Annotated in this window: 19 protein-coding genes; 5 read left to right on the top strand and 14 right to left on the bottom strand. The window is 61.9% G+C overall.

The genetic code is table 11. The annotated features are described in order from the left end of the window. Nucleotides 1–31 precede the first annotated feature (31 nt). The 7 genes from TK06_RS02995 to TK06_RS02965 all read right to left on the bottom strand — a co-directional run bounded on the left by TK06_RS02995 (nt 32) and on the right by TK06_RS02965 (nt 8,007). Nucleotides 32–1,084 carry a WD40/YVTN/BNR-like repeat-containing protein gene (locus tag TK06_RS02995; protein WP_063320750.1) on the bottom strand — a complete coding sequence of 351 codons (1,053 nt, stop codon included), beginning with the start codon at nt 1,082–1,084 and terminating at the stop codon, nt 32–34. Nucleotides 1,085–1,472: 388 nt separating this feature from the next. Continuing rightward, the gene (pepN, locus tag TK06_RS02990; protein ID WP_063320749.1) at nt 1,473–4,130 is read right to left on the bottom strand and encodes an aminopeptidase N; all 2,658 of its coding nucleotides are present in this window, start codon (nt 4,128–4,130) and stop codon (nt 1,473–1,475) included. Nucleotides 4,131–4,143: 13 nt separating this feature from the next. Continuing rightward, a complete protein-coding gene (locus TK06_RS02985; RefSeq protein ID WP_063320748.1) occupies nt 4,144–4,974 on the bottom strand; it encodes a DUF2797 domain-containing protein in 831 nt (276 codons plus the stop codon). After that, a complete protein-coding gene (locus tag TK06_RS02980; RefSeq protein ID WP_063320747.1) occupies nt 4,971–5,231 on the bottom strand; it encodes a YeaC family protein in 261 nt (86 codons plus the stop codon). Before TK06_RS02980 ends, TK06_RS02985 begins: the two co-directional genes overlap by 4 nt. 45 nt (nt 5,232–5,276) lie before the next feature. Continuing rightward, the gene (locus TK06_RS02975) at nt 5,277–6,149 is read right to left on the bottom strand and encodes a rhomboid family intramembrane serine protease (protein ID WP_063320746.1); all 873 of its coding nucleotides are present in this window, start codon (nt 6,147–6,149) and stop codon (nt 5,277–5,279) included. Beyond that, entirely contained in the window at nt 6,146–7,120 is a 975-nt protein-coding gene (locus TK06_RS02970) for a metallophosphoesterase (RefSeq protein ID WP_170862103.1), read from the bottom strand. The genes TK06_RS02975 and TK06_RS02970 overlap by 4 nt, the downstream gene beginning before the upstream one ends. Next, the gene (locus tag TK06_RS02965; RefSeq protein WP_003202709.1) at nt 7,117–8,007 is read right to left on the bottom strand and encodes an NAD(+) kinase; all 891 of its coding nucleotides are present in this window, start codon (nt 8,005–8,007) and stop codon (nt 7,117–7,119) included. The genes TK06_RS02970 and TK06_RS02965 overlap by 4 nt, the downstream gene beginning before the upstream one ends. A 271-nt stretch (nt 8,008–8,278) precedes the next feature. Here TK06_RS02965 and TK06_RS02960 point away from each other — a divergent pair, with 271 nt between their 5' ends. Continuing rightward, the gene (locus tag TK06_RS02960; protein WP_063320744.1) at nt 8,279–9,244 is read left to right on the top strand and encodes a DUF1853 family protein; all 966 of its coding nucleotides are present in this window, start codon (nt 8,279–8,281) and stop codon (nt 9,242–9,244) included. A 120-nt stretch (nt 9,245–9,364) separates the two neighbouring features. Here TK06_RS02960 and TK06_RS02955 read toward each other — a convergent pair whose 3' ends face one another. The 3 genes from TK06_RS02955 to TK06_RS02945 form a co-directional block, all read right to left on the bottom strand. Next, nucleotides 9,365–10,648: an arsenic transporter gene (locus TK06_RS02955; protein WP_063320743.1), complete on the bottom strand. Its 1,284-nt coding sequence runs from the start codon at nt 10,646–10,648 to the stop codon at nt 9,365–9,367. A gap of 37 nt (nt 10,649–10,685) precedes the next feature. After that, nucleotides 10,686–11,036 (bottom strand): metalloregulator ArsR/SmtB family transcription factor, encoded by a 351-nt coding sequence (locus TK06_RS02950; RefSeq protein ID WP_063320742.1) that lies wholly within the window; start codon nt 11,034–11,036, stop codon nt 10,686–10,688. Between the two features lie 197 nt (nt 11,037–11,233). Next, nucleotides 11,234–11,791, bottom strand: a complete 558-nt coding sequence (locus TK06_RS02945) for an NADPH-dependent FMN reductase (RefSeq protein WP_063320741.1) — start codon at nt 11,789–11,791, stop codon at nt 11,234–11,236. A 185-nt stretch (nt 11,792–11,976) separates the two neighbouring features. Here TK06_RS02945 and TK06_RS02940 point away from each other — a divergent pair, with 185 nt between their 5' ends. Both TK06_RS02940 and TK06_RS02935 read left to right on the top strand, forming a co-directional pair. Beyond that, nucleotides 11,977–12,240: a hypothetical protein gene (locus TK06_RS02940; RefSeq protein ID WP_063320740.1), complete on the top strand. Its 264-nt coding sequence runs from the start codon at nt 11,977–11,979 to the stop codon at nt 12,238–12,240. Nucleotides 12,241–12,326: 86 nt separating this feature from the next. Next, nucleotides 12,327–13,220: a LysR family transcriptional regulator gene (locus tag TK06_RS02935; RefSeq protein ID WP_063320739.1), complete on the top strand. Its 894-nt coding sequence runs from the start codon at nt 12,327–12,329 to the stop codon at nt 13,218–13,220. Here TK06_RS02935 and TK06_RS02930 read toward each other — a convergent pair. From TK06_RS02930 to TK06_RS02915, 4 genes are all read right to left on the bottom strand, one after another. After that, complete coding sequence (locus TK06_RS02930) at nt 13,186–13,800, bottom strand: GNAT family N-acetyltransferase (RefSeq protein ID WP_063320738.1); 615 nt, start codon at nt 13,798–13,800, stop codon at nt 13,186–13,188. The genes TK06_RS02935 and TK06_RS02930 overlap by 35 nt on opposite strands. A gap of 327 nt (nt 13,801–14,127) precedes the next feature. Continuing rightward, a complete protein-coding gene (dnaQ, locus tag TK06_RS02925; protein ID WP_060741972.1) occupies nt 14,128–14,889 on the bottom strand; it encodes a DNA polymerase III subunit epsilon in 762 nt (253 codons plus the stop codon). A 201-nt stretch (nt 14,890–15,090) separates the two neighbouring features. After that, nucleotides 15,091–15,543, bottom strand: coding sequence for a ribonuclease HI (rnhA, locus tag TK06_RS02920; RefSeq protein ID WP_030142629.1), 453 nt, complete (start codon nt 15,541–15,543; stop codon nt 15,091–15,093). Between the two features lie 89 nt (nt 15,544–15,632). Beyond that, complete coding sequence (locus TK06_RS02915; RefSeq protein WP_057452232.1) at nt 15,633–16,391, bottom strand: class I SAM-dependent methyltransferase; 759 nt, start codon at nt 16,389–16,391, stop codon at nt 15,633–15,635. 65 nt (nt 16,392–16,456) lie between these two features. Here TK06_RS02915 and gloB point away from each other — a divergent pair, with 65 nt between their 5' ends. Both gloB and TK06_RS02905 read left to right on the top strand, forming a co-directional pair. Further along, entirely contained in the window at nt 16,457–17,224 is a 768-nt protein-coding gene (gloB, locus tag TK06_RS02910) for a hydroxyacylglutathione hydrolase (RefSeq protein WP_063320737.1), read from the top strand. Between the two features lie 99 nt (nt 17,225–17,323). Further along, a complete protein-coding gene (locus tag TK06_RS02905) occupies nt 17,324–18,772 on the top strand; it encodes a transglycosylase SLT domain-containing protein (protein ID WP_063320736.1) in 1,449 nt (482 codons plus the stop codon). The last annotated feature ends 240 nt before the right edge of the window (nt 18,773–19,012 follow it).

The following is a 19,012-nucleotide window of genomic DNA, read 5'->3' as shown; positions in this document are numbered from 1 at the left end:
CTTGTTTTTGTGCCCGTCTTGCAGGCGTGACTCATTTGCTCAGTTCGGCGCCGGTGGACGTGGTGGCGCGTACGCCGCCTTGCCCCGCCAGGATCAGGTTGCCGTTGCCGGCGGTCGTGACGGCTGCCACGGAAATTCGATCCGGGCGATTGAACACGCTGAAGGTCTCGCCGTCGTCGGTACTGCGCACGACGCTGCCGCCGTTGCCGACAATCACGATGGAACCGTCCGCCAGCAGCGTGGCGCCTGACAGGCCGAACTCCAGGGCACCGCGCGCGGCCTTGAGCTCGATCTGATCCCAAGTGCCGCCGAAATCAGTGGAACGATAAAGGTTGCCGCGCAAGCCATAGGCCAGCAGCGTCGAAGGCTGGGCGGTGCCGATGACCCCGAACAGCGAGCCTTCATAAGGGCCTTCGACCTTTTCCCAGGTCTGGCCCCAGTCGGCGGAGCGGAACATGCTGCCAGCCTCGCCGACAATGAACAGCCCGGCATCTTTCACGGCGGCTATCGCATTGAGGTGGAACTGGTCTTCGTTTTCGAGGCGGTCGCTGGCGTCTTCCCAGTGCTTGCCGCCGTCGGTGGTTTCCAGCAGTGCGCCGTAGGCACCCACGGCGAAACCGTTGTTGGCATCCTTGAACCAGACGTCCAGCAGCGGTGCTTCGCGGGTAAGGTCTTCGAATTGCTTGGTCCAGGTGCTGCCAGCGTCATCGCTGGCGAGGATCTGCGCGTCGTGCCCCACGGCCCAGCCGTGTTTGTCATCGACGAAAAATACCGCCGTGAGCAGTTGACGAGTCGGCACCTTGGCCTGGGTCCAGGACTTGCCCTGGTCGTCTGAATAGACAATGTGCCCCCGATCACCGACCGCCACCAGGCGCTGGCCGGCGTGGACCACATCGAGCATCAGGGTTTTGCTGGCCTTGGCCGATTCGACGGAATAGATGACATCGGACGTCGACGCCGCAACAGCCATCACCGGTGCCGACAACACCGCAGAGCCCAGCAGCGAGAGCGCCGAAGCCAGCAACGCCACTCTGCGCAGCATCGGCGGCCGGCTGCGGCCCACAGCCATGACAGGCTCATTCATAGACCTTTCCCCCATTATTATTGTTAGGTCATTCAACCTTTCAGGGCGCCGTAAGCAGGCTCTGGATGGTTGCCAGTCCTGGAGCATAGTCCTGAAACCTGCAATCTAGAGCCACTTCGGAAGCTAACCTATCCTATCGGGCTTTCGAAAGGTCTGACAATCGACGCCGCGTTATCTTTTGTTAACCAGGGGGATATAGGCCAACGGCGAATAAGAAGACATTCGTGAGGGTGATGAATGTGGCGAGGGAGCTTGCTCCCGCTGGAGGCCGAAGGACTCCCTGAGCTTGGTCCACTCGCCATTCGCAGCAAAAGTGAACCAGGATCAGGCCTGCTTCGCAGGCCAGCGGGAGCAAGCTCCCTCGCCACAAAGGTAAGGCAGTGCCGGTTTATGCCAGGCTCTTGCTCACCACTTCGAACACATCGGCCGACAGCCCGCCGGACGCCAGGATGCGTTCCAGTTCGCCTTTCATCAACGCCTGGCGGGCGCTGTCGTATTTGCGCCAGCGGGTCAACGGTGCCAACTGCCGCGAAGCGATTTGCGGGTTGAAGCCATTGAGCTGAATGACCAGGTCCGCCAGGAAGCGATAACCCGAACCGTCGGCGGCGTGGAAGTTGATCAGGTTCTGCCCGGCAAACGCGCCGACCAGCGCCCGCACCTTGTTCGGGTTCTTGATATTGAACGCCGGGTGCTCCATCAAGGCCTTGACCCGCGCCAGGCCACCCGGCAACGGGCTGCCAGCCTGGACGCTGAACCATTGGTCCATGACCAATGGGTTGCCCTTGAAGTTTTCCGCAAAGACTTCCAGGGCCTTGGCCTTCTCGGCTTCGAATGGCGAATTGACCAGCACCGCCAGCGCAGTCAGGCGCTCGGTCATGTTGTCGGCGGTGTCGAACTGCTCCAAAGTCGCACTCCGCACCTCAGGCTTGCCGGTGAGCATCAGGTACGACAGCGCGATGTTCTGCAACGCGCGACGGGCGAAATGCTCGGCCTCAGCCACGTAAGGCGTTTTCTTCGACAGGTCGCGGTTGGCTGCGTAACGCAGCCACAGGGCTTCAAACAGGTTCACGGCCAACTGCTGACGGGCGAAGTCACGGGCGGCATGGATCGCCTCGACGTCAGCCACTTCGCTAATTTCCGTCAGGTAGGCCTCGCTTGGTAGCGAGAGCATTTCGGCGACCATGGCCTGGTCCAGGGACTCGTCCGACAGCACGCTGCGCAGTGCACTGACCAGGCGCGGATCCAGTGCCAGGCTGGCACCCTGCTGATGCTGGGCAATCAATTCCTGCAACACCTGCACCGACAACTGCTGGCCGGCATCCCAGCGGTTGAAGCCGTCGCTGTCGTGCTGCATGAGGAACATCAACTGGTCGCGGTTGTACGGGAAGCTCAGCTTCACTGGCGCCGAGAAACCACGCAGCAACGAAGGCAGCGGCTGTTCGGCGACATCGAGGAAAGTGAAGGTCTGCTGGGCTTCGGTCACCGAGATCACTCGGGACGTGCCGTCTGCCGCGGCTTCACCGACCAGGCGCAGAGGGATTTCAGCCCCCTTGCTGTCCAGCAGGCCAAGCTCCACGGGAATCACGAACGGCAGCTTTTCCATCTTGTCCGGGGTCGGCGGGCAACTCTGGCTGAAGGTCAGGCTGTAGGTCTTGGCGGCGGCGTCATAAGACTCGCTCACCGCCAGCCGTGGTGTACCGGCCTGGCTGTACCAGCGCTTGAACTGGGCCAGGTCGACGCCGTTGGCATCTTCCATGGCCTTGATGAAGTCGTCACAGGTCACGGCCTGGCCGTCGTGGCGTTCGAAGTACAGGTCACTGCCCTTGCGGAAACCTTCAGGCCCCAACAGGGTGTGGATCATGCCAACCACTTCCGAGCCCTTTTCGTACACCGTCAGGGTGTAGAAGTTGGAAATTTCGATAAAACTGTCCGGACGCACCGGGTGCGCCATGGGACCGGCGTCTTCGGCGAACTGGTGGGTGCGCAGGTAAGCCACGTCCTGGATACGCTTGACGGTGGCCGAGTTCATGTCAGCCGAGAAACCGGCATCGCGGAACACCGTGAAGCCTTCCTTGAGCGACAGTTGGAACCAGTCGCGGCAAGTCACGCGGTTGCCCGACCAGTTGTGGAAATATTCGTGGGCCACGATCGCCTCGACCCGCTGGTGCGCAGCATCGGTGGCGGTTTCGGCGCGGGCCAGCACGGCGCTGGAGTTGAAGATATTGAGGCCCTTGTTCTCCATGGCGCCCATGTTGAAGTCGTTGACCGCGACAATCATAAAGATGTCCAGGTCGTACTCACGCCCGTATACCTCTTCGTCCCAGCGCATCGACTTCTTCAGGCTGGTCATGGCGTGCTGGCATTTGTCGATGTTTTCCGGCTCGACATAAATGCGCAACGCCACGCTGCGCTCGCTCAGGGTGGTGAAGGTGTCCTCGACGCACCACAGGTCGCCGGCCACCAGGGCAAACAGGTAGGCCGGCTTCTTGAACGGGTCTTCCCAGGTCGCCCAGTGCCGACCGTCTTCGCCCGGGCCGCTGGCAATCGGGTTGCCGTTGGACAGCAGCACCGGATAGCTGTGCTGCTCGGCCACCACGGTGGTGGTGAACTTGCTCATCACATCCGGGCGGTCCAGGTAATAGGTGATCTTGCGGAAACCCTCGGCCTCGCACTGGGTGCAGAACATGCTGCCGGATTTGTACAAACCTTCCAGGGCGGTGTTGGTTTCCGGGTGGATCCGGACGGAGGTGTCGACCGTGAAGGCCTGGGCCTTGGGGTGCAGGGTCAGGTGGCTGTCGTCCAACTGATAGTCGCCCTGCCCCAGGTCGGCGTCGTCGAGCTTGAGCGAGAGCAGTTCCAGGTGCTGGCCATCAAGCAGCAGCGGCGGCAGCCCGGCACCACGCTCGGGGTTGCGGCGCATCACCAGTTGCGCATGGACCAGGCTGTGGTCCTCGAACAACTCGAAGGTCAGGTGCGTCTCATCGATCAGGTATTCAGGGGCCTGATAGTCCTTCAGGTAAATCATCTTCGGCTGTTCGGTGCGCATGGGTCGAATCCTTCTACTGATGCACGGCGAGCTGGTAGGCCGTGTATTTACGAATATTGATCACGCCGGTGTCAAAAATCAGGTACTGGCCCTTGATTCCCAGCAGCGTGCCTTCGGCAATCGGGTTCTTGTCCAGGTTGAAGCTGACGATCTTGGCCGGGTATTGCTCCACCGGATAACGGATCTCGATGGGTTCGACGTCCGCTATGGTCTGGATCGCTTGCAGGCCAAATCGTTCCTGCAAGCCCTGCAATCCCTGGGCGCAGCTTTCGAACAGCGCGTCACGGATCGCCGGCAGGTCCACCGCCACCGCGTCGCCCTTGAGCAAGGCGCGCCAGTTGGTCTTGTCCGCCACCTGGCTGCGGAACAGGTCCTCGACAAACCCCGACTGCTGGCGGGTGGCGACCCGCAGGATCGGCAGCGCCTGGCTTGCCCCCTGGTCCAACCAGCGGGTCGGCAATTGCGTGGCGCGGGTGATGCCGACCTTCACGCCCGAGGAATTGGCCAGGTAGACCACATGATCGGTCATGCAGAACCGCTCGCCCCAAGCCGGGTCGCGGCAGGTGCCCGCCTCGTAATGGCAACGCTCGGGGCTCATGATGCACAGGTCGCACTGGGCCAGCTTGGTCATGCAGGGGTAACAATATCCCTGGCTGAAGCTGGTCTTGGTCCGGCGTCCACAATGGGTGCAGTGGATCGCACCGAGGTACTCCAGGCGCACCGTGCTGCCGATCAACGGGTTGACCGGCACCTCGACATCGCCCAGGCGAAAGGCGTATTGAACGGTCGGCCCGTCAAGGCGCGCCGACATCTTGCTGATTGCACCGCGGCCAATCTCGATCAATGGATGGCGTCCGACTTGAACAGGATATTCGGCACTTCAGTGGACTTCGAATGGCATTCCTGCGCCCCCATGTAACCGGTGCGCTCGTCTTCGGGCAGGTTCTGGATTTCCCAGGCGATCATCGCCTGCAGCGACAGCTCGCGCTGCTCGGCGGTGAGCTTGTTGCCATCGGCCCATTTACCGATTTCCACCGCCAGTTTCAGGCTCCGGTAGATGTCGGGAGTGATGTTCTGGATCATTTCGTTGAAGGAAGCCATGGGTTCTCCGCGCAATTGCGCATTCTCAAAAGGCACAGGTGCCGGTCAAAGGGCCATTTTACGACGAGCGAACAGCCCGCCCAACAACCCCGTGAAGCACCCGACGAGCAGCCCGCCGACGTGAGCCGCATTGGCGATTTCACCGAAACCGATCAGCGAAACCAGCCCGGACAGGCACAGCAGCAACCACACCAGCATCATCACCAACACCCCGCGGGGCAAGTGATAGGCCGGGTTCGGTGCAAGCAGTTGGTAGATCCAGCAATGGCCCAGCAAGCCGTACAACACCCCCGACAACCCACCGAACAGTGTCGGGCCGCTGAAAAAGTACTGGGCAAAATTGGAGACGAGGCTGAACAGCAGCGTCAGCCCCAACAAGTTGATGCCGCCCTGGCGCGCTTCGATCCGCCGTCCCAGTTCCCAGTACCACATGCCATTCATGGCGATGTGCAGAAAGCCAAAGTGAATCAGCATCGGCGTCACCAGGCGCCACCACTGCCCCGCCGCCAGGCTATCGGCCAACGGCGTGAACTGGATGTAGTCGCCAACGACGCGGAACTCGAGGAAGGTCAGCCAGCGCAGGATCTCAAGATTCTCCCCCAGCAGGGTGACCGCGCTGACGATCAGGCTCAGCAACAACACCACGGCCGTCACTGGACTGCGCGTCAGTTGCTGGACGAACCCCGCTCGCCGGGAAGTGCCACCCGTGTTGGGCAGCTCCAACTGCTGATCGGGATCGCCGGCGGGAAAACGTGCGTACAACGAACGCACATCCTCACTGATTTCATCCGGTACCCAGAGCACCTGCTCGCCGGCCTCTTCGCTGACACGATGGGGTACCTGCATGCGTTGCAGCAGCTTGACGAAGCCACTCAAGTCCGCTGCCAGGGGCAGACGCAAAACCGCGACGACACTCATTGCAGCACCTCCGGCCGCTCGACATCGACCCAGACGAACTTGTGCGGATCCAGGCGGGTTTCCTGGTCGAGGCGATAGGCGACCAGCTTGCCGTAGAGCACCGCGCTGTAATCCAGGCAGGCCAGGTTCGGGCGAATGGGCGCTGGCTTGCCGCTGCGCCAATAGTGGCCGACGAACAGCAACGGTTCATGGACGCCATAGCGCAGCAGGTTGTTTTTTTCATCCGGCGACAGTGGCGTACGGGCCACCGGTTCCGGCAAGGCGTCGGGCTGGAAGACGATGTCGCCGTAGGTCTGCGGGTTGTCTTCCCAGAACTTGGTGCGGAAAAACGAACGGGTCAGGCCATCGCCACCGGTCAGCGTCAGGCCATGGGGCAGACGCATGTCGGTGCCGCGCAGCAAACGATCGAATACCGTGCAGGCAAAACTGCCCGGTTGCGCCGAGGCCTGGAGGAAATGTTCGTCGACACAACCATCCGGGAACAGGCCACGCAGTGGTTCGATCAGGCCGGAGTCCCAACAGGCATGCACCACCCGGAACCGGCCGGCGTCGACAAACAGCGGCAGCTCATAGAACCACTTGAGAAAGTCATGCCAATCGCCGGGATGCTGCTCGAACTGAGTCAGGGTCTCGTTGAGCAGGCGGGCATGGCGTGGCGTGTGTTCGCGCACGTAGCGTTGGCCACTGCCCGGCAATGCCGGTGTGCTCCAGCCCAGGGCATTGAACTCGTGGTTGCCCATGATGCACAGCGCCTGGCCGGCCACGACCATGTCGTGGACGATGTGCAGCGCCTCGCGAATCCGCGGGCCACGGTCGATGATGTCCCCCAGGAACACAGCCATGCGCGACGGATGCCGCCAGACCCCGCCCTGCTTGTGGTAACCGAGTCGGTCCAGCAGGTGTTCCAGGGTCAGGGCGCATCCGTGCACGTCACCGATCAAATCGTAACTGCGCGCAGGATCGAGCATCAGTCGCCTCCACCCCCCAACCGACTTCCCCAGCCGAGCTTGGTCCGGCAGACTTCATAGTAATTGTGATCCAGCGGATGGATCAGGCGCAGCTTCTGCGCTTTTTTGCTGACGGTGATGGTGTCACCCGGCGCGCAGGTGAAATGGTTCTGGCCGTCACAGGACACTTGCGGGTAGATCTGCATATCCTTGGACACGACGATTTTCAGCTCACTGTTGCCATCGACCACAATCGGTCGCCCAGACAAGGTATGGGGGTACATGGGCACAATCACAATAGCGTCGAGCTTGGGGTGCATGATCGGTCCGCCGGCCGACAGTGCATAGGCCGTGGAACCGGTCGGGGTCGCGACGATCAGGCCGTCGGCCTTCTGGCTGCAGACGAACTGGCCGTCGATGTACAGCTCGAATTCGATCATGCGCGTGGACTTGCCGGGGTGCAGCACCACGTCATTGAGGGCATCGCCCTGGCCAATGGCCTCGGCGTGACGACGGACCTCGGCTTGCAGCAGGAAACGGTTTTCCACCAGGTAGTGGCCGTCCAGCACCTCGGCGACCTTGGTTTCCAGCTCGTCAGGGCGGATATCGGTGAGGAACCCCAGGCTGCCCCGGTTGATCCCCAGCACCGGGATGTTGTGCCGCGCCAGGGCCCGGGCAGCCCCCAGCAGGCTGCCGTCGCCGCCGACCACGATGACCATGTCGCAGACCTCGCCCAGCATCTTGCGCGACGACGTCTGCAAGCCATGGCCCGGCAAGACTTCGGCGATGGTGTCTTCGAGGATCACATGCAGGTGTCGCTCCAGGAGGAAACGTTTGAGACGGCGAACGGTGTCCAACACCTGCGAACTGCCCAGGCGACCGATGATGCCGATATTGCGAAATTGCTCCATGAGGCTCCTGCGAGGGTCTGCGGCGGGCGAAAAACACGATTATGGGCGAAAGCGCTCCATAGACAAAATTCTTTAAGCCTTCACCGTGGCGCAATGCTGTTATTCAAGGGGTACCTGAATCACCGTGGCGAGGGAGCTTGCTCCCGCTCGGTTGCGCAGCAACCGCCCCAAGGGGCCTGCTTCGCAGTCCAGCGGGAGCAAGCTCCCTTGCCACAGGGTCTTTACCTTCCTGAATTGACAGCATTGGCCGCATAGCGGCTATGCTCGCAAAATGATCCTGTTCCCTGAATTGCTGGACTTGCCCCGCCGCCTGCACCATCCCGAAGTGCGCGACCTCGCGTGGGCGATCATCGCCCCGCCGATGCTCATCGACACGCCCTGGCCCCAGCGCCATCCCCTGGCCGGCAGTGACTGGGTGCAGGATCCCCATCGACTGGAACACTGGCTGCGACAACTGGACCGCGACAGCTACCCGTTGCTGCACTGCCTGTCCCTGGGACGGACGCGACGCCTGGGCCTGTATTACGAAAGGCTGTGGCAGTTCGCCGTGCAGCACGCTCCCGGCATCGAGCTGATTGCCGCGAACCTGCCGATCCGCCACGAAGGCCATACCCTGGGCGAACTGGACCTGCTGCTACGCGATCGTGACGGCATCCATCATCTGGAGCTGGCGATCAAGTTGTACCTCGGCCCGCAACAAGGTAACGGGCGGGACGCCGCGCAATGGCTGGGTCCGGGGTGCCATGACCGGCTTGACCGCAAGCTGGCCCATCTGCGCGAACACCAGTTGCCGATCTCGGCCCGCCCGGAAAGCCGTGAGGCCCTGGCGGCACTGGGTATTGAGCCGACCGGTCTCGAGGTATTCCGCTCCGAGCTCTGGCTCGGCGGCTACCTGCTCTACCCCTGGCCAGGCCACGCCGACCCACCGACCGGTGCGCACCCCCGGCATTTGCGGGGCAGTTGGCTGCATCAGCGGGATTGGCCTGCATTCATCGCCCAGCGCCCACCTGGGCGCTGGCAACCCCTGCCCCGCGCCGCCTGGTTGGCCCCGGCCCATTATCCGGCGGAGCAGACCTGGAGCACCGAGCAACTGGAGGCCTGGCGAATGGCCCTCGACCCGATGGCGCCGGCGCAACTGATGGTGCGCCTGACTGAAAATGCCGAGGGCGAGTGGGAAGAAGCTGAGCGGCTATTCCTGGTGGCCGATCTTTGGCCGGATGTGCCGGGTAATGGCTGAGCCTTGTGCTGCCTGTCAGGGCCTCATCGCGAGCAAGCTCGCCCACAAGGGATCACATTCCTAGAGGATGTTGCATTCCAATGTGGGAGCTTGCTCGCGATGACGTCAATTCGGTCTGGTCTAGAAGGACAACCGCACCGCCAGCGCCGCCAACGTCACCAGCAACACCGGCACCGTCAGCACGATCCCGACCTTGAAGTAGTACCCCCAGCCGATCCGGATGTTCTTGCGCTCCAGCACATGCAACCACAGCAAAGTCGCCAGGCTACCGATCGGGGTGATTTTCGGGCCCAGGTCGCTGCCGATGACGTTGGCGTAGATCATCGCCTCCTTCACCACCCCGGTGGCCTGACTGGCATCGATGGACAAGGCGCCGACCAGCACCGTCGGCAAATTGTTCATGGCCGACGAGAGCAACGCCGTCAGCACGCCGGTGCCCATGGCCGCCCCCCACACGCCATATTCGGCAAAGCCGTCGAGCCAATGGGCCAGGTAGCCGGTCAGCCCGGCATTGCGCAGGCCATAGACCACCAGGTACATGCCGAGGGAGAAGATCACGATCTGCCAGGGCGCTTCCTTCATCGCCTTGCGGGTGGAAATCTTGTGGCCGCGGGCCGCGACCGCCAGCAGCAACGCAGCGCAGACCGCCGAGATCGCGCTGATGGGAATCCCCAGCGGCTCCAGCGCAAAGCAGCCCAGCAGCAGGATCACCAACACCACCCAGCCGGCATAAAACGTTGCCTTGTCGTGGATCGCCGTCGCCGGATCGTCCAGTTGATCGGGGTCGTAGTCACCCGGGATGTCGCGACGAAAGAACCACAGCAAGATCGCCAGGCTGGCCGCCACGCTGACCAGGTTCACCGGCACCATGACCGCCGCGTAGCGGTTGAAGCCAATGCCGAAGAAGTCCGCCGAGACAATGTTCACCAGGTTCGACACCACCAGCGGCAGGCTCGCGCTGTCGGCAATGAAACCGGCGCCCATCACGAATGCCAGGGTCGCCGCCGGGGAAAAACGCAGCGCCAGCAGCATCGAGATCACGATGGGCGTCAGGATCAACGCCGCCCCGTCATTGGCGAACAGGGCCGACACCAGTGCCCCCAACAGCACCATAAAGGCAAACAGCTTGCGTCCACTGCCTCGTCCCCACCGGGCCACATGCAGCGCTGCCCAGGCGAAGAATCCCGCCTCGTCCAGCAACAGACTGATGATGATCAGCGCGACAAACGTACCGGTGGCGTTCCAGATAATCTGCCAGACCAGCGCAATGTCACCGACCTGCACCACCCCGCTCAACAACGCCAGCAGCGCGCCGAGCGTCGCGCTCCAGCCGACGCCAAGCCCCTTGGGCTGCCAGATCACCAACGTAATGGTCAGCAGGAAAATCAATGACGCGATCAGCATGCGCAACAGCCTTGGAAGGAGGATTGAAAAGACGAAATCAGCAGCAACGCGCCACCGGACGATCAGCCATGGCACCCAAACGCTCGACATCCGCCATCAGCCACGCTGTGTTGGCTGCCAACGCCTGCTCCAGCAAATTGCTGACCCAGGCCGGCAACTGCGGATGCAGACGGTAGTAGACCCATTGCCCCTGGCGCCGATCGCTGAGCAGGCTGGCGTTACGCAACTGCGCCAGGTGCCGGGAGATCTTCGGCTGGCTCAGGTCCAGCGCGGCGGTGAGTTCACAGACACACAACTCGCCTTCACGGGCCACCAGCAGCGCAATGCGCGTACGGGTGTCGTCGGCCAGCGCCTTGAAGACATCGACGGGATTGTGGGAATCAGACATGGCTAAGGACGGCCTGGAGGTACGAAGGGGCGAATATATGGAAATTCGAATATCCAGTAAAGCGGGGATTTGAAGTTGCACCTGTGGCGAGGGAGCTTGCTCCCGCTGGACTGCGAAGCAGGCCCCTTCGGGCGGTTGCTGCGCAACCGAGCGGGAGCAAGCTCCCTCGCCACGGGGTTATCTGGAGCCTCGGAACATCAGGCCTTCTTGTGCTGCTCGACCCACTTGCCATAGGCATCGATAAATGTCTGCAGGAACGGCCGCACGGACTCCGAGAGATTGCCCGCCTCGTCGAACGCCGTCCCGGCGCCGCTCAGGTAGGCTTCCGGTTGCTGCATGCAAGGCACATTGAGGAACACCAGGGACTGGCGCAAATGATGGTTGGCACCAAAACCACCGATGGCGCCCGGCGATGCACTGATCACCGCGCCCGGCTTGCCACTCAGGCAACTCTGGCCATAGGGACGCGAGCCGACATCGATGGCATTTTTCAGCGGTGCCGGTACCGAGCGGTTGTACTCTGGCGTGACGAACAACAAGGCGTCGGCCGCGCCCACCTGCTGGCGGAATGTGGTGTAGGCTGCCGGCGGCGCTACATCAATGTCTTCGTTATAAAGTGGTAGCTCGCCGATCTCGACGATGTTCAGCTTGAGGTTCGCTGGCGCCAGGTCAGCCAGTGCCAGCGCCACCTTGCGGTTGATCGATGCCTTGCGCAGGCTGCCCACCAAAACGGCCACTGTGTAGACATTACTCATGAGAGGCTTCTCGACTATCGGCTCAAAGGAGCCTGTAGTTATAGATGATCGGGGTGACAATTGGACCAGTGGAGCGACGAAAACCTGGCGGCTGGACTATTTTTTTCATGTAGGAAAACTTACCGCGCTTGACCAGGGTCTACAGAACCGCAAATCGAGTGATTTATTTCCAGAGGTTCTAAGCGATGGCAGCAGTACTTGTCGGACAATTTCATGCGCGGGACGCCGAAGGTCGCGTCTATTCGGTGCATGAGTTTCAGGAATCGACCCCGTCGCCCGACGGAAACGGCAAGGAGCCTGTCACCACCTATAAGTTGGCTATCGGTGATCGAGTCAACAAACTCGAAGACGGAAAATTTATTCTGGTGCAATCTCAAATCGAACTGACGCGCGAACCGGAAACGCCACTGCAAGCTCAAACACCCACTGAAACGCAAATAGCTTCATAACTGGCAGTTATGAGCAGAAGTCATGCCCGGACTTGGGTTAGGATTCAGCCACTCAATGGCTCACCCGCCGAACATGGACTTCTTGCATGCGTTTACGCCACATCGAAGTGATCCAGGCGCTGCTGCAGACCGGTCACCTCGGCACGGCGGCCGAATGGCTGCAACTGCCGGTGGCGGAGGTCGAGGCGATCCTGCGCGATGCCGAGGCCCAGTTGGGCTTCATGCTGTTTGCCAGCGTGCGCGGACGCCTGCAGGCCACCCGGGAAACCCTTGAACTGCGCGACGGCATCACGCGGGTGTACGACACCCTCGAACCGGTGCAGCGCCTGGCCAGCAGCCTGAAACACTATCAGGCGCCACCCTTGCGCATTATCTGCACCCCGCCGCTGGCCCAGCAGTTGTTGCCCCAGAGCATCGCCGCCCTGCGTCGCCGCCATCCGGATGCGCCCTGCACCCTGCTCAGCCAACCGACCCGCGACATCGTCCACAGCCTGCTGTTGCGTGAAAGTGACCTGGGCCTGAGCTTGCACGACCCCGAACACCCCGACATCCATTGCCAGATGATCGCCCAGGGCAAACTGCAATTGCTGGCACCTCACGGCTGGCTGCAACCACGACAGAAATACATTTCGCTCCAGGACCTGGCAGGCCAGCCGTTGGTAGGCCTGGATGGCCATGACCCGCTGAGCCCGGCGTTCGAGCATAAACTGGCGGCGCTGCGTCCGGCGCCGATGATCCAGATCCGCGTCCAGACCCATCAGATGATGCGCGCGATGGTCGAGGCCGGCGAAGGCCTTGCCATCGTCGACCCGTTCACTGCCTCGGGTGCCAAGGGCAGTGGCCTGGACGTCTGCCCGGTATCGCCCGCCATTGCGATTGGTCTCTACGCCTTGAGCCTGAACGGCACGCCGCCCTCACCCGCTGTCCAATCGCTGCTGGAACGGGTTACGGAACAAGCCGAGGCGTTGCTGAGCCACTGATCGACATGCCCAGCGGATCGTCGAACAGCCGGTACCAGAACAACGCCACTTCGGCGGTATGTCGGTCAATGCCGCGATAGCGCAGGTGATCGATACCACCGAGCACGTAGCCGCAACGTTCATAGAGCCGGCATGCCCCCAGATTGTTGTTCTGGGTTTCGAGCATGATGCCCGGCAGTTTTTTCTTGCGGCTCCAGAACTGGGCGACATCGAGCAATGCCTTGGCCACCCCGTGGCGACGGGCCGGGGCGTGCACCGCCAACTCGTCGATGTGGGCGTAGCCGTTCCAGTTGGTACTGACGACCAGATGCCCCACGGGCTGGTCGTCGAGATAGGCCATGAAAATCTCGCTGTCCGGGGCATTGCGGAAGCTGCTGAATTCCTCGGGATCGATGCCATAGCACTTGCGATAGGGAACAATGGGCGTCACCGGCCATTGGCTGACGGGCCGGCCGATCTGCGCCGTCGCGTAGTCGCTGACTTCGAAGCTGAAGTCACTGCCCCAGATATAAGCGGCAAAGCCGTCATCGACGATGCGCACCGACAACCCGGGGTGCTTGGGATTCATGACCGGTTGCATACTGGGGAAGGTCCTCATTCCTTGAGACAACCAACGGCGTGGTGCCATCCATTGCCCTTGCCTTTCAAATCTTCACACATCAAGCGGGATCCGTAGCCTGCCCGTTACCTCAGGGTAGAAGGTCGTGGCGATTGTGGCGAGAAATGAACGATGGATGCAGTAGCTCACACAAGGATTGCCTGGATCATTGTGGCGAGGGAGCTTGCTCCCGCTTGAGTGCGAAGCGCTCACAAAAAGGGGCTGCTACGCAGCCCAGCGGGAGCAAGCTCCCTCGCCACAGGCTCTTTACTTACCTTGAATGAACAGCATGGCTCTCATAGGGTTTCATCAGTGCGTGGCGGCCTGTGCCTCGGCCAACTGCGTCCACAATGCCGGAGCGCCTGCAGACTTGGCGATGGCTTCCAGACGCGCGGCATGTTCGGCCAGGTCGCTTTCGCTGGCGCGGATAATCCGCGATGGCTGGCGGTCAGCGGGCAAACGCCGGATCTCCGTGGCCTGGTTGCCGGAGCCTTCGCCAGTACCATTGCCGTCCGAGGCGTTACCGGCCAGGGACAGGCTGGTCTGGCCGCCGGTCATGGTCAGGTAGACGTCGGCCAGGATCTCGGAGTCGAGCAAGGCGCCGTGCAGTTCACGACCGGAGTTGTCGACGCCATAGCGCTTGCACAAGGCATCGAGGCTGTTGCGCTGCCCGGGGTGACGTTCCCTGGCCATCATCAAGGTGTCGAGGATGGTGCAATGCTGGGTAATGTCAGCCCGGTCGTGCTGGCCCATCAGGGCGAATTCGTTATTGATGAACCCGACGTCGAACGCCGCGTTGTGGATGATCAACTGCGCGCCCTGGATGAATTCGAAGAACTCGTCGGCCACTTCGGCGAAACGCGGCTTGCCCACCAGAAATTCGTTGGTGATGCCGTGCACGCCAATGGCGCCTTCGTCGCTTTCGCGATCCGGTTGCAGGTAAACGTGGAAATGGCGACCGGTCAGGCGCCGGCCGATCAGCTCGACACAACCGATTTCAATAATCCGGTGACCATCGGTCACCGGCATGCCGGTGGTTTCGGTATCCAGTACTACAGATCTGTTGGCCATCAGTGTTCAGCTCTCAGCGGGCAGTCTTGCAAAAGCGCGGATATTAGCACGCTCACGGAACGCGGTGCCGCACCTGTGGCGAGGGAGCTTGCTCCCGCTGGACTGCGAAGCAGGCCCCTTCGGGCGGTCGCTGCGCAACCGAGCGGGAGCAAGCTCCCTCGCCACAGGTGTCATCCTGCCCAGATCATGACAACGTCTCTATCAAGCCTGCTTGTAGCCCCGCACCTCATCCACCCCACGATTGGCCAACTGGTCGGCCCGTTCGTTGCCGTGGTGGCCGATGTGGCCGCGCACCCATTTCCAGGTGACGTTGTGGCGGTTGACCTGTTCATCCAGCAGTTTCCAGAGGTCGGCGTTTTTTACCGGTTCCTTCGCCGCCGTCTTCCAGCCGCGTTTCTTCCAGTTCGCCATCCATTCGTTGATGCCTTTCATGACGTACTGGGAGTCGGTCACCAGCAGCACATCGCAGGGCCGCTTGAGCTCCTCCAGGCCACGGATGGCGCCCATCAGCTCCATGCGATTGTTGGTGGTATTGGCTTCGCCGCCCCAGAGCTCCTTCTCCACGCCCTTGCACACCAGCAACGCGCCCCAGCCGCCCGGACCGGGGTTGCCCTTGCAGGCGCCATCAGTGAAGAGTTCTACGCTATCGCTCATGCCAATCTATCCAGGAAAAAATGCAAAGGCCCGCCGATCAGGCCCGACAACACCCGCAGCCCAATGCCGGCAAGCACCATTGAAAAAGGTTACGGCTCGATGTGGCGACGATTGACCTTGGCCATTGGCAAAGGAATCAGCTTGCCCATCGGCTCGCGTCGCGCCTGGCGCACCGGGCGCAGACCGACCGCGATCTTGCGTGCCACCAGCAGGTAGAAACCACCACCGGAGAGCTGCCAATCACCGGCCTTGCGCTCCCAGCCGGCCAGGCGCGCCTGCCACTTGGGCGACGCGAGCGGCGGACGATAGCACCCGAAGCGGCGTTTCTCCAGCGCAAAGCCCAGCAGGTTGAGCCAGTCGCCGACCCTCGACGCCGAGATGCAGCGGGCCTGGCGCAAGGCATCGTGGGCAAACACATGACGCAAGCCCCAAGCGCTCCAGGGGTTGATGCCGATGATCAACAGATGGCCGCCGGGACGCACGCTGCTGGCGGCCTCACGCAACAGACCGTGGGGCGACAGGCAGAAATCCAGGCCGTGCTGCATGACCACCACGTCGGCGGCATGTTCGCTCAACGGCCAGGCCTGCTCCTCGCAGACGATTTCCACCCCGGGCAGCGGCGCTCCCAGGCGCACGTTGCGCTGGACTTGCGGTGCCGACGGCGGCGTTTGCGCCGAAGGGCCGTAGTGCACCAGATAGCCGCCGAAGAACCGGCCCAACTCGTCTTCGAGCATGCGCCGTTCTTCTTCCAGCAAAAATTGCCCGACAGGGCCGGACAGCCATTCACGGGCGGCGCTGATCAACGCCAGCCAGTCAGGATCAGCCTGAGCGAACGCTTCATCGGTCATTGCATTCTCCAACGCGTCAGGAAGTTCTAAGATGCGCCTTTGTTTTCCGCTTGGCGAATTCCACGATGATACAGATCAGTGCCCTGCCCGCATTCACCGATAACTACATCTGGTTGTTACAGGACCACGCGACCCTGCGCTGCGCCGTGGTCGACCCGGGTGACGCCGCTCCGGTGCAGGCCTGGCTCGAGACCCATCCGGGCTGGGTCCTGAGCGACATCTTGATCACCCACCATCACCATGATCATGTCGGCGGCGTCCAGGCGCTGAAGAATGCGACGAACGCCACCGTCTACGGCCCGGCCAGCGAAAACATCCCGGCGCGGGACCAGGCCCTGCATGACAACGACAAGGTCAGCGTGCTCGGCTGGGACTTCGATGTCTACGCCGTGCCTGGCCATACCCTCGGACACATTGCCTACTACCACCATGGCCTGTTGTTCTGTGGCGACACCCTGTTCGCCGCCGGTTGCGGCCGGCTCTTCGAAGGCACGCCTGCGCAAATGCACCATTCGCTCAGTCGCCTCGCCGCCCTGCCTGAAGATACGCTGGTCTACTGCACCCATGAATATACCCTCAGCAACCTGAAGTTCGCGGCCGCCGTGGAGCCCGGCAATCCGGACGTCGCTGCCCGCCTGGAAAAAGTCAGCCGGCAACGCAACGAAGGCATCATGACCCTGCCCTCGACCCTGGCCCTGGAAAAACTCACCAATCCGTTCCTGCGCACGACTGAAACATCCGTTAAACAAAAAGCAGACGAACGGAACGGCCAGCGAAACCAGACGCCGAGTGAGGTTTTTGCGGCCTTGAGGGCTTGGAAAGATACGTTCTAAGGCAGCTATCGATTGATACAAAAATTCTGAAAGGTTGACCTGTTGGGGTGCGCTTCCTAGAATCGGCCGACATTTTTGCCCGGAACTTACTTCCAGCCAATGTCGTCATCCATACGCAGGTCCGTCCAGTCAGACACATTGACCCGCTTGGCTCAAGCCATCGCGGTGGCTGTGTCCGCCACCTTGGCGGGCTGCCAGAGCACGAGCCAGCTGCCGCAGACCGACGCGGCGCACACACCGAATATCGCCGCTCGCGCCAAACAGAAGCCGGTATGGCTCACCGAGAAACCCAGCCCTCAAGTCCCCCAGGACGTCTGGGAGCGCATGCGCCAGGGCTTCCAGTTGCAGGAAACGGCCGGCGTCAACCCGCGTATCGAGCAACAGCGCCTGTGGTTCGCCAGCAACCCTTCCTTCATGGAAAACGCCGGTGAGCGCGGCAGCCTGTACATCCACTACATCGTCGAACGCCTCGAAGAGCGCAACATGCCGCTGGAACTGGCGTTGCTGCCGGTGATCGAGAGTGCCTACAACCCCATGGCCTATTCCCGGGCCAACGCAGTGGGCCTGTGGCAATTCATCCCGTCCACGGGGCGTTACTTCAACTTGCGCCAGACCCGCTTCTATGACGGGCGTCGCGACATCACCGCCTCCACCACGGCCGCCCTGGACTACCTGACGCGCCTGCACGACATGTTCAACGGCGACTGGTTGCTGGCGCTGGCGGCCTACAACGCCGGCGAGGGTACGGTCAGCCGCGCCATCGAGCGCAACGAGAAGCTTGGCCTGCCCACCGACTACTGGAACCTGCCGCTGCCCAGCGAAACCCAGGCCTATGTGCCAAAGTTGCTGGCGCTGTCCCAGGTGGTGCTCTCGCCCGATGCCTATGGCGTGAACCTCAACCCGATCGCCAACGAACCCTATTTCCAGGTCGTCGAGATCAACCAGCGCATGGACCTGTCCAAGGTCGCGGCGGTGGCCAACATCGACGAAGACGAGCTGTTCCAGCTCAACCCGGCCTTCAAGCAACGCACCACCATCGACGGCCCCCAGCACCTGTTGGTGCCCACGTCCAAGGCCCAGCTGCTGACCGCCAGCCTGTCGACCATGCGCCCGGAAGAGCTGATCAGCCAGCGCGCGCTCAAGCCGGTTTTCGAATCCGCCGACGACAGCGAAGTGGAAGGTGCCAGGCGCACCTACCGCGTCAAACGCGGCGACAACCTGGCTCAGATCGCCAAGGCCAACAACGTCCAGACCAAGGACCTGCAACGCTGGAACAAACTCAGCGGCAACAAGCTCAAGGTCGGCCAGACCCTGGTGATGCAGGACGCCAAGGCCAGCAAGGCCCGTGGCAAGCGCATCAGCACCGTGGTGGCCGCCAACAGCAAGGACCAGAAGAAGCAGACCCAATACAAGGTCAAGCAAGGTGATTCGCTGTACGTCGTCGCCAAGCGCTTCAACGTGGAAATGCAGCACCTCAAGCGCTGGAACCCGCGGATGGGCAAGGCACTCAAGCCTGGGCAGATGCTGACGGTCTACTCCCCGCACTGACCGCAGGGCTCTCTGTGGCGAGGGAGCTTGCTCCCGCTGGGTTGCGAAGCGACCCCGAATCTGGCACCTCGGTGTGACAGGTAGATTGAGTCGCTGCTTTTGGGGCTGCTTCGCAACCCAGCGGGAGCAAGCTCCCTCGCCACAGTTCAAGCAAACCCTGAAGCTTTGAGCCCCCGCCTTTTTCCTGCCCATACAAGCTGTTACTGTACAGGCCATAAAAGCCCAAGCCGCCTGGATCGG

The sequence above is a fragment of the Pseudomonas fluorescens genome, from assembly GCF_001623525.1.
In the GTDB taxonomy this organism is placed as follows: domain Bacteria; phylum Pseudomonadota; class Gammaproteobacteria; order Pseudomonadales; family Pseudomonadaceae; genus Aquipseudomonas; species Aquipseudomonas fluorescens_Q.
This window is presented reverse-complemented; position numbering and strand designations above follow the sequence as displayed.

What these genes read in the sequence shown, in the direction of transcription:
- TK06_RS02940 (WP_063320740.1), top strand. Translation starts at nt 11,977, where the DNA reads ATGGCAGCAGTACTTGTCGGACAATTTCATGCGCGGGACGCCGAAGGT.
- TK06_RS02950 (WP_063320742.1), bottom strand. Translation starts at nt 11,036, where the DNA reads ATGTCTGATTCCCACAATCCCGTCGATGTCTTCAAGGCGCTGGCCGAC.
- TK06_RS02955 (WP_063320743.1), bottom strand. Translation starts at nt 10,648, where the DNA reads ATGCTGATCGCGTCATTGATTTTCCTGCTGACCATTACGTTGGTGATC.
- TK06_RS02905 (WP_063320736.1), top strand. Translation starts at nt 17,324, where the DNA reads ATGTCGTCATCCATACGCAGGTCCGTCCAGTCAGACACATTGACCCGC.
- gloB (WP_063320737.1), top strand. Translation starts at nt 16,457, where the DNA reads ATGATACAGATCAGTGCCCTGCCCGCATTCACCGATAACTACATCTGG.
- TK06_RS02915 (WP_057452232.1), bottom strand. Translation starts at nt 16,391, where the DNA reads ATGACCGATGAAGCGTTCGCTCAGGCTGATCCTGACTGGCTGGCGTTG.
- rnhA (WP_030142629.1), bottom strand. Translation starts at nt 15,543, where the DNA reads ATGAGCGATAGCGTAGAACTCTTCACTGATGGCGCCTGCAAGGGCAAC.
- pepN (WP_063320749.1), bottom strand. Translation starts at nt 4,130, where the DNA reads ATGCGCACCGAACAGCCGAAGATGATTTACCTGAAGGACTATCAGGCC.
- TK06_RS02965 (WP_003202709.1), bottom strand. Translation starts at nt 8,007, where the DNA reads ATGGAGCAATTTCGCAATATCGGCATCATCGGTCGCCTGGGCAGTTCG.
- TK06_RS02935 (WP_063320739.1), top strand. Translation starts at nt 12,327, where the DNA reads ATGCGTTTACGCCACATCGAAGTGATCCAGGCGCTGCTGCAGACCGGT.
- TK06_RS02960 (WP_063320744.1), top strand. Translation starts at nt 8,279, where the DNA reads ATGATCCTGTTCCCTGAATTGCTGGACTTGCCCCGCCGCCTGCACCAT.
- TK06_RS02980 (WP_063320747.1), bottom strand. Translation starts at nt 5,231, where the DNA reads ATGGCTTCCTTCAACGAAATGATCCAGAACATCACTCCCGACATCTAC.
- dnaQ (WP_060741972.1), bottom strand. Translation starts at nt 14,889, where the DNA reads ATGGCCAACAGATCTGTAGTACTGGATACCGAAACCACCGGCATGCCG.
- TK06_RS02930 (WP_063320738.1), bottom strand. Translation starts at nt 13,800, where the DNA reads ATGCAACCGGTCATGAATCCCAAGCACCCCGGGTTGTCGGTGCGCATC.
- TK06_RS02975 (WP_063320746.1), bottom strand. Translation starts at nt 6,149, where the DNA reads ATGAGTGTCGTCGCGGTTTTGCGTCTGCCCCTGGCAGCGGACTTGAGT.
- TK06_RS02995 (WP_063320750.1), bottom strand. Translation starts at nt 1,084, where the DNA reads ATGAATGAGCCTGTCATGGCTGTGGGCCGCAGCCGGCCGCCGATGCTG.
- TK06_RS02945 (WP_063320741.1), bottom strand. Translation starts at nt 11,791, where the DNA reads ATGAGTAATGTCTACACAGTGGCCGTTTTGGTGGGCAGCCTGCGCAAG.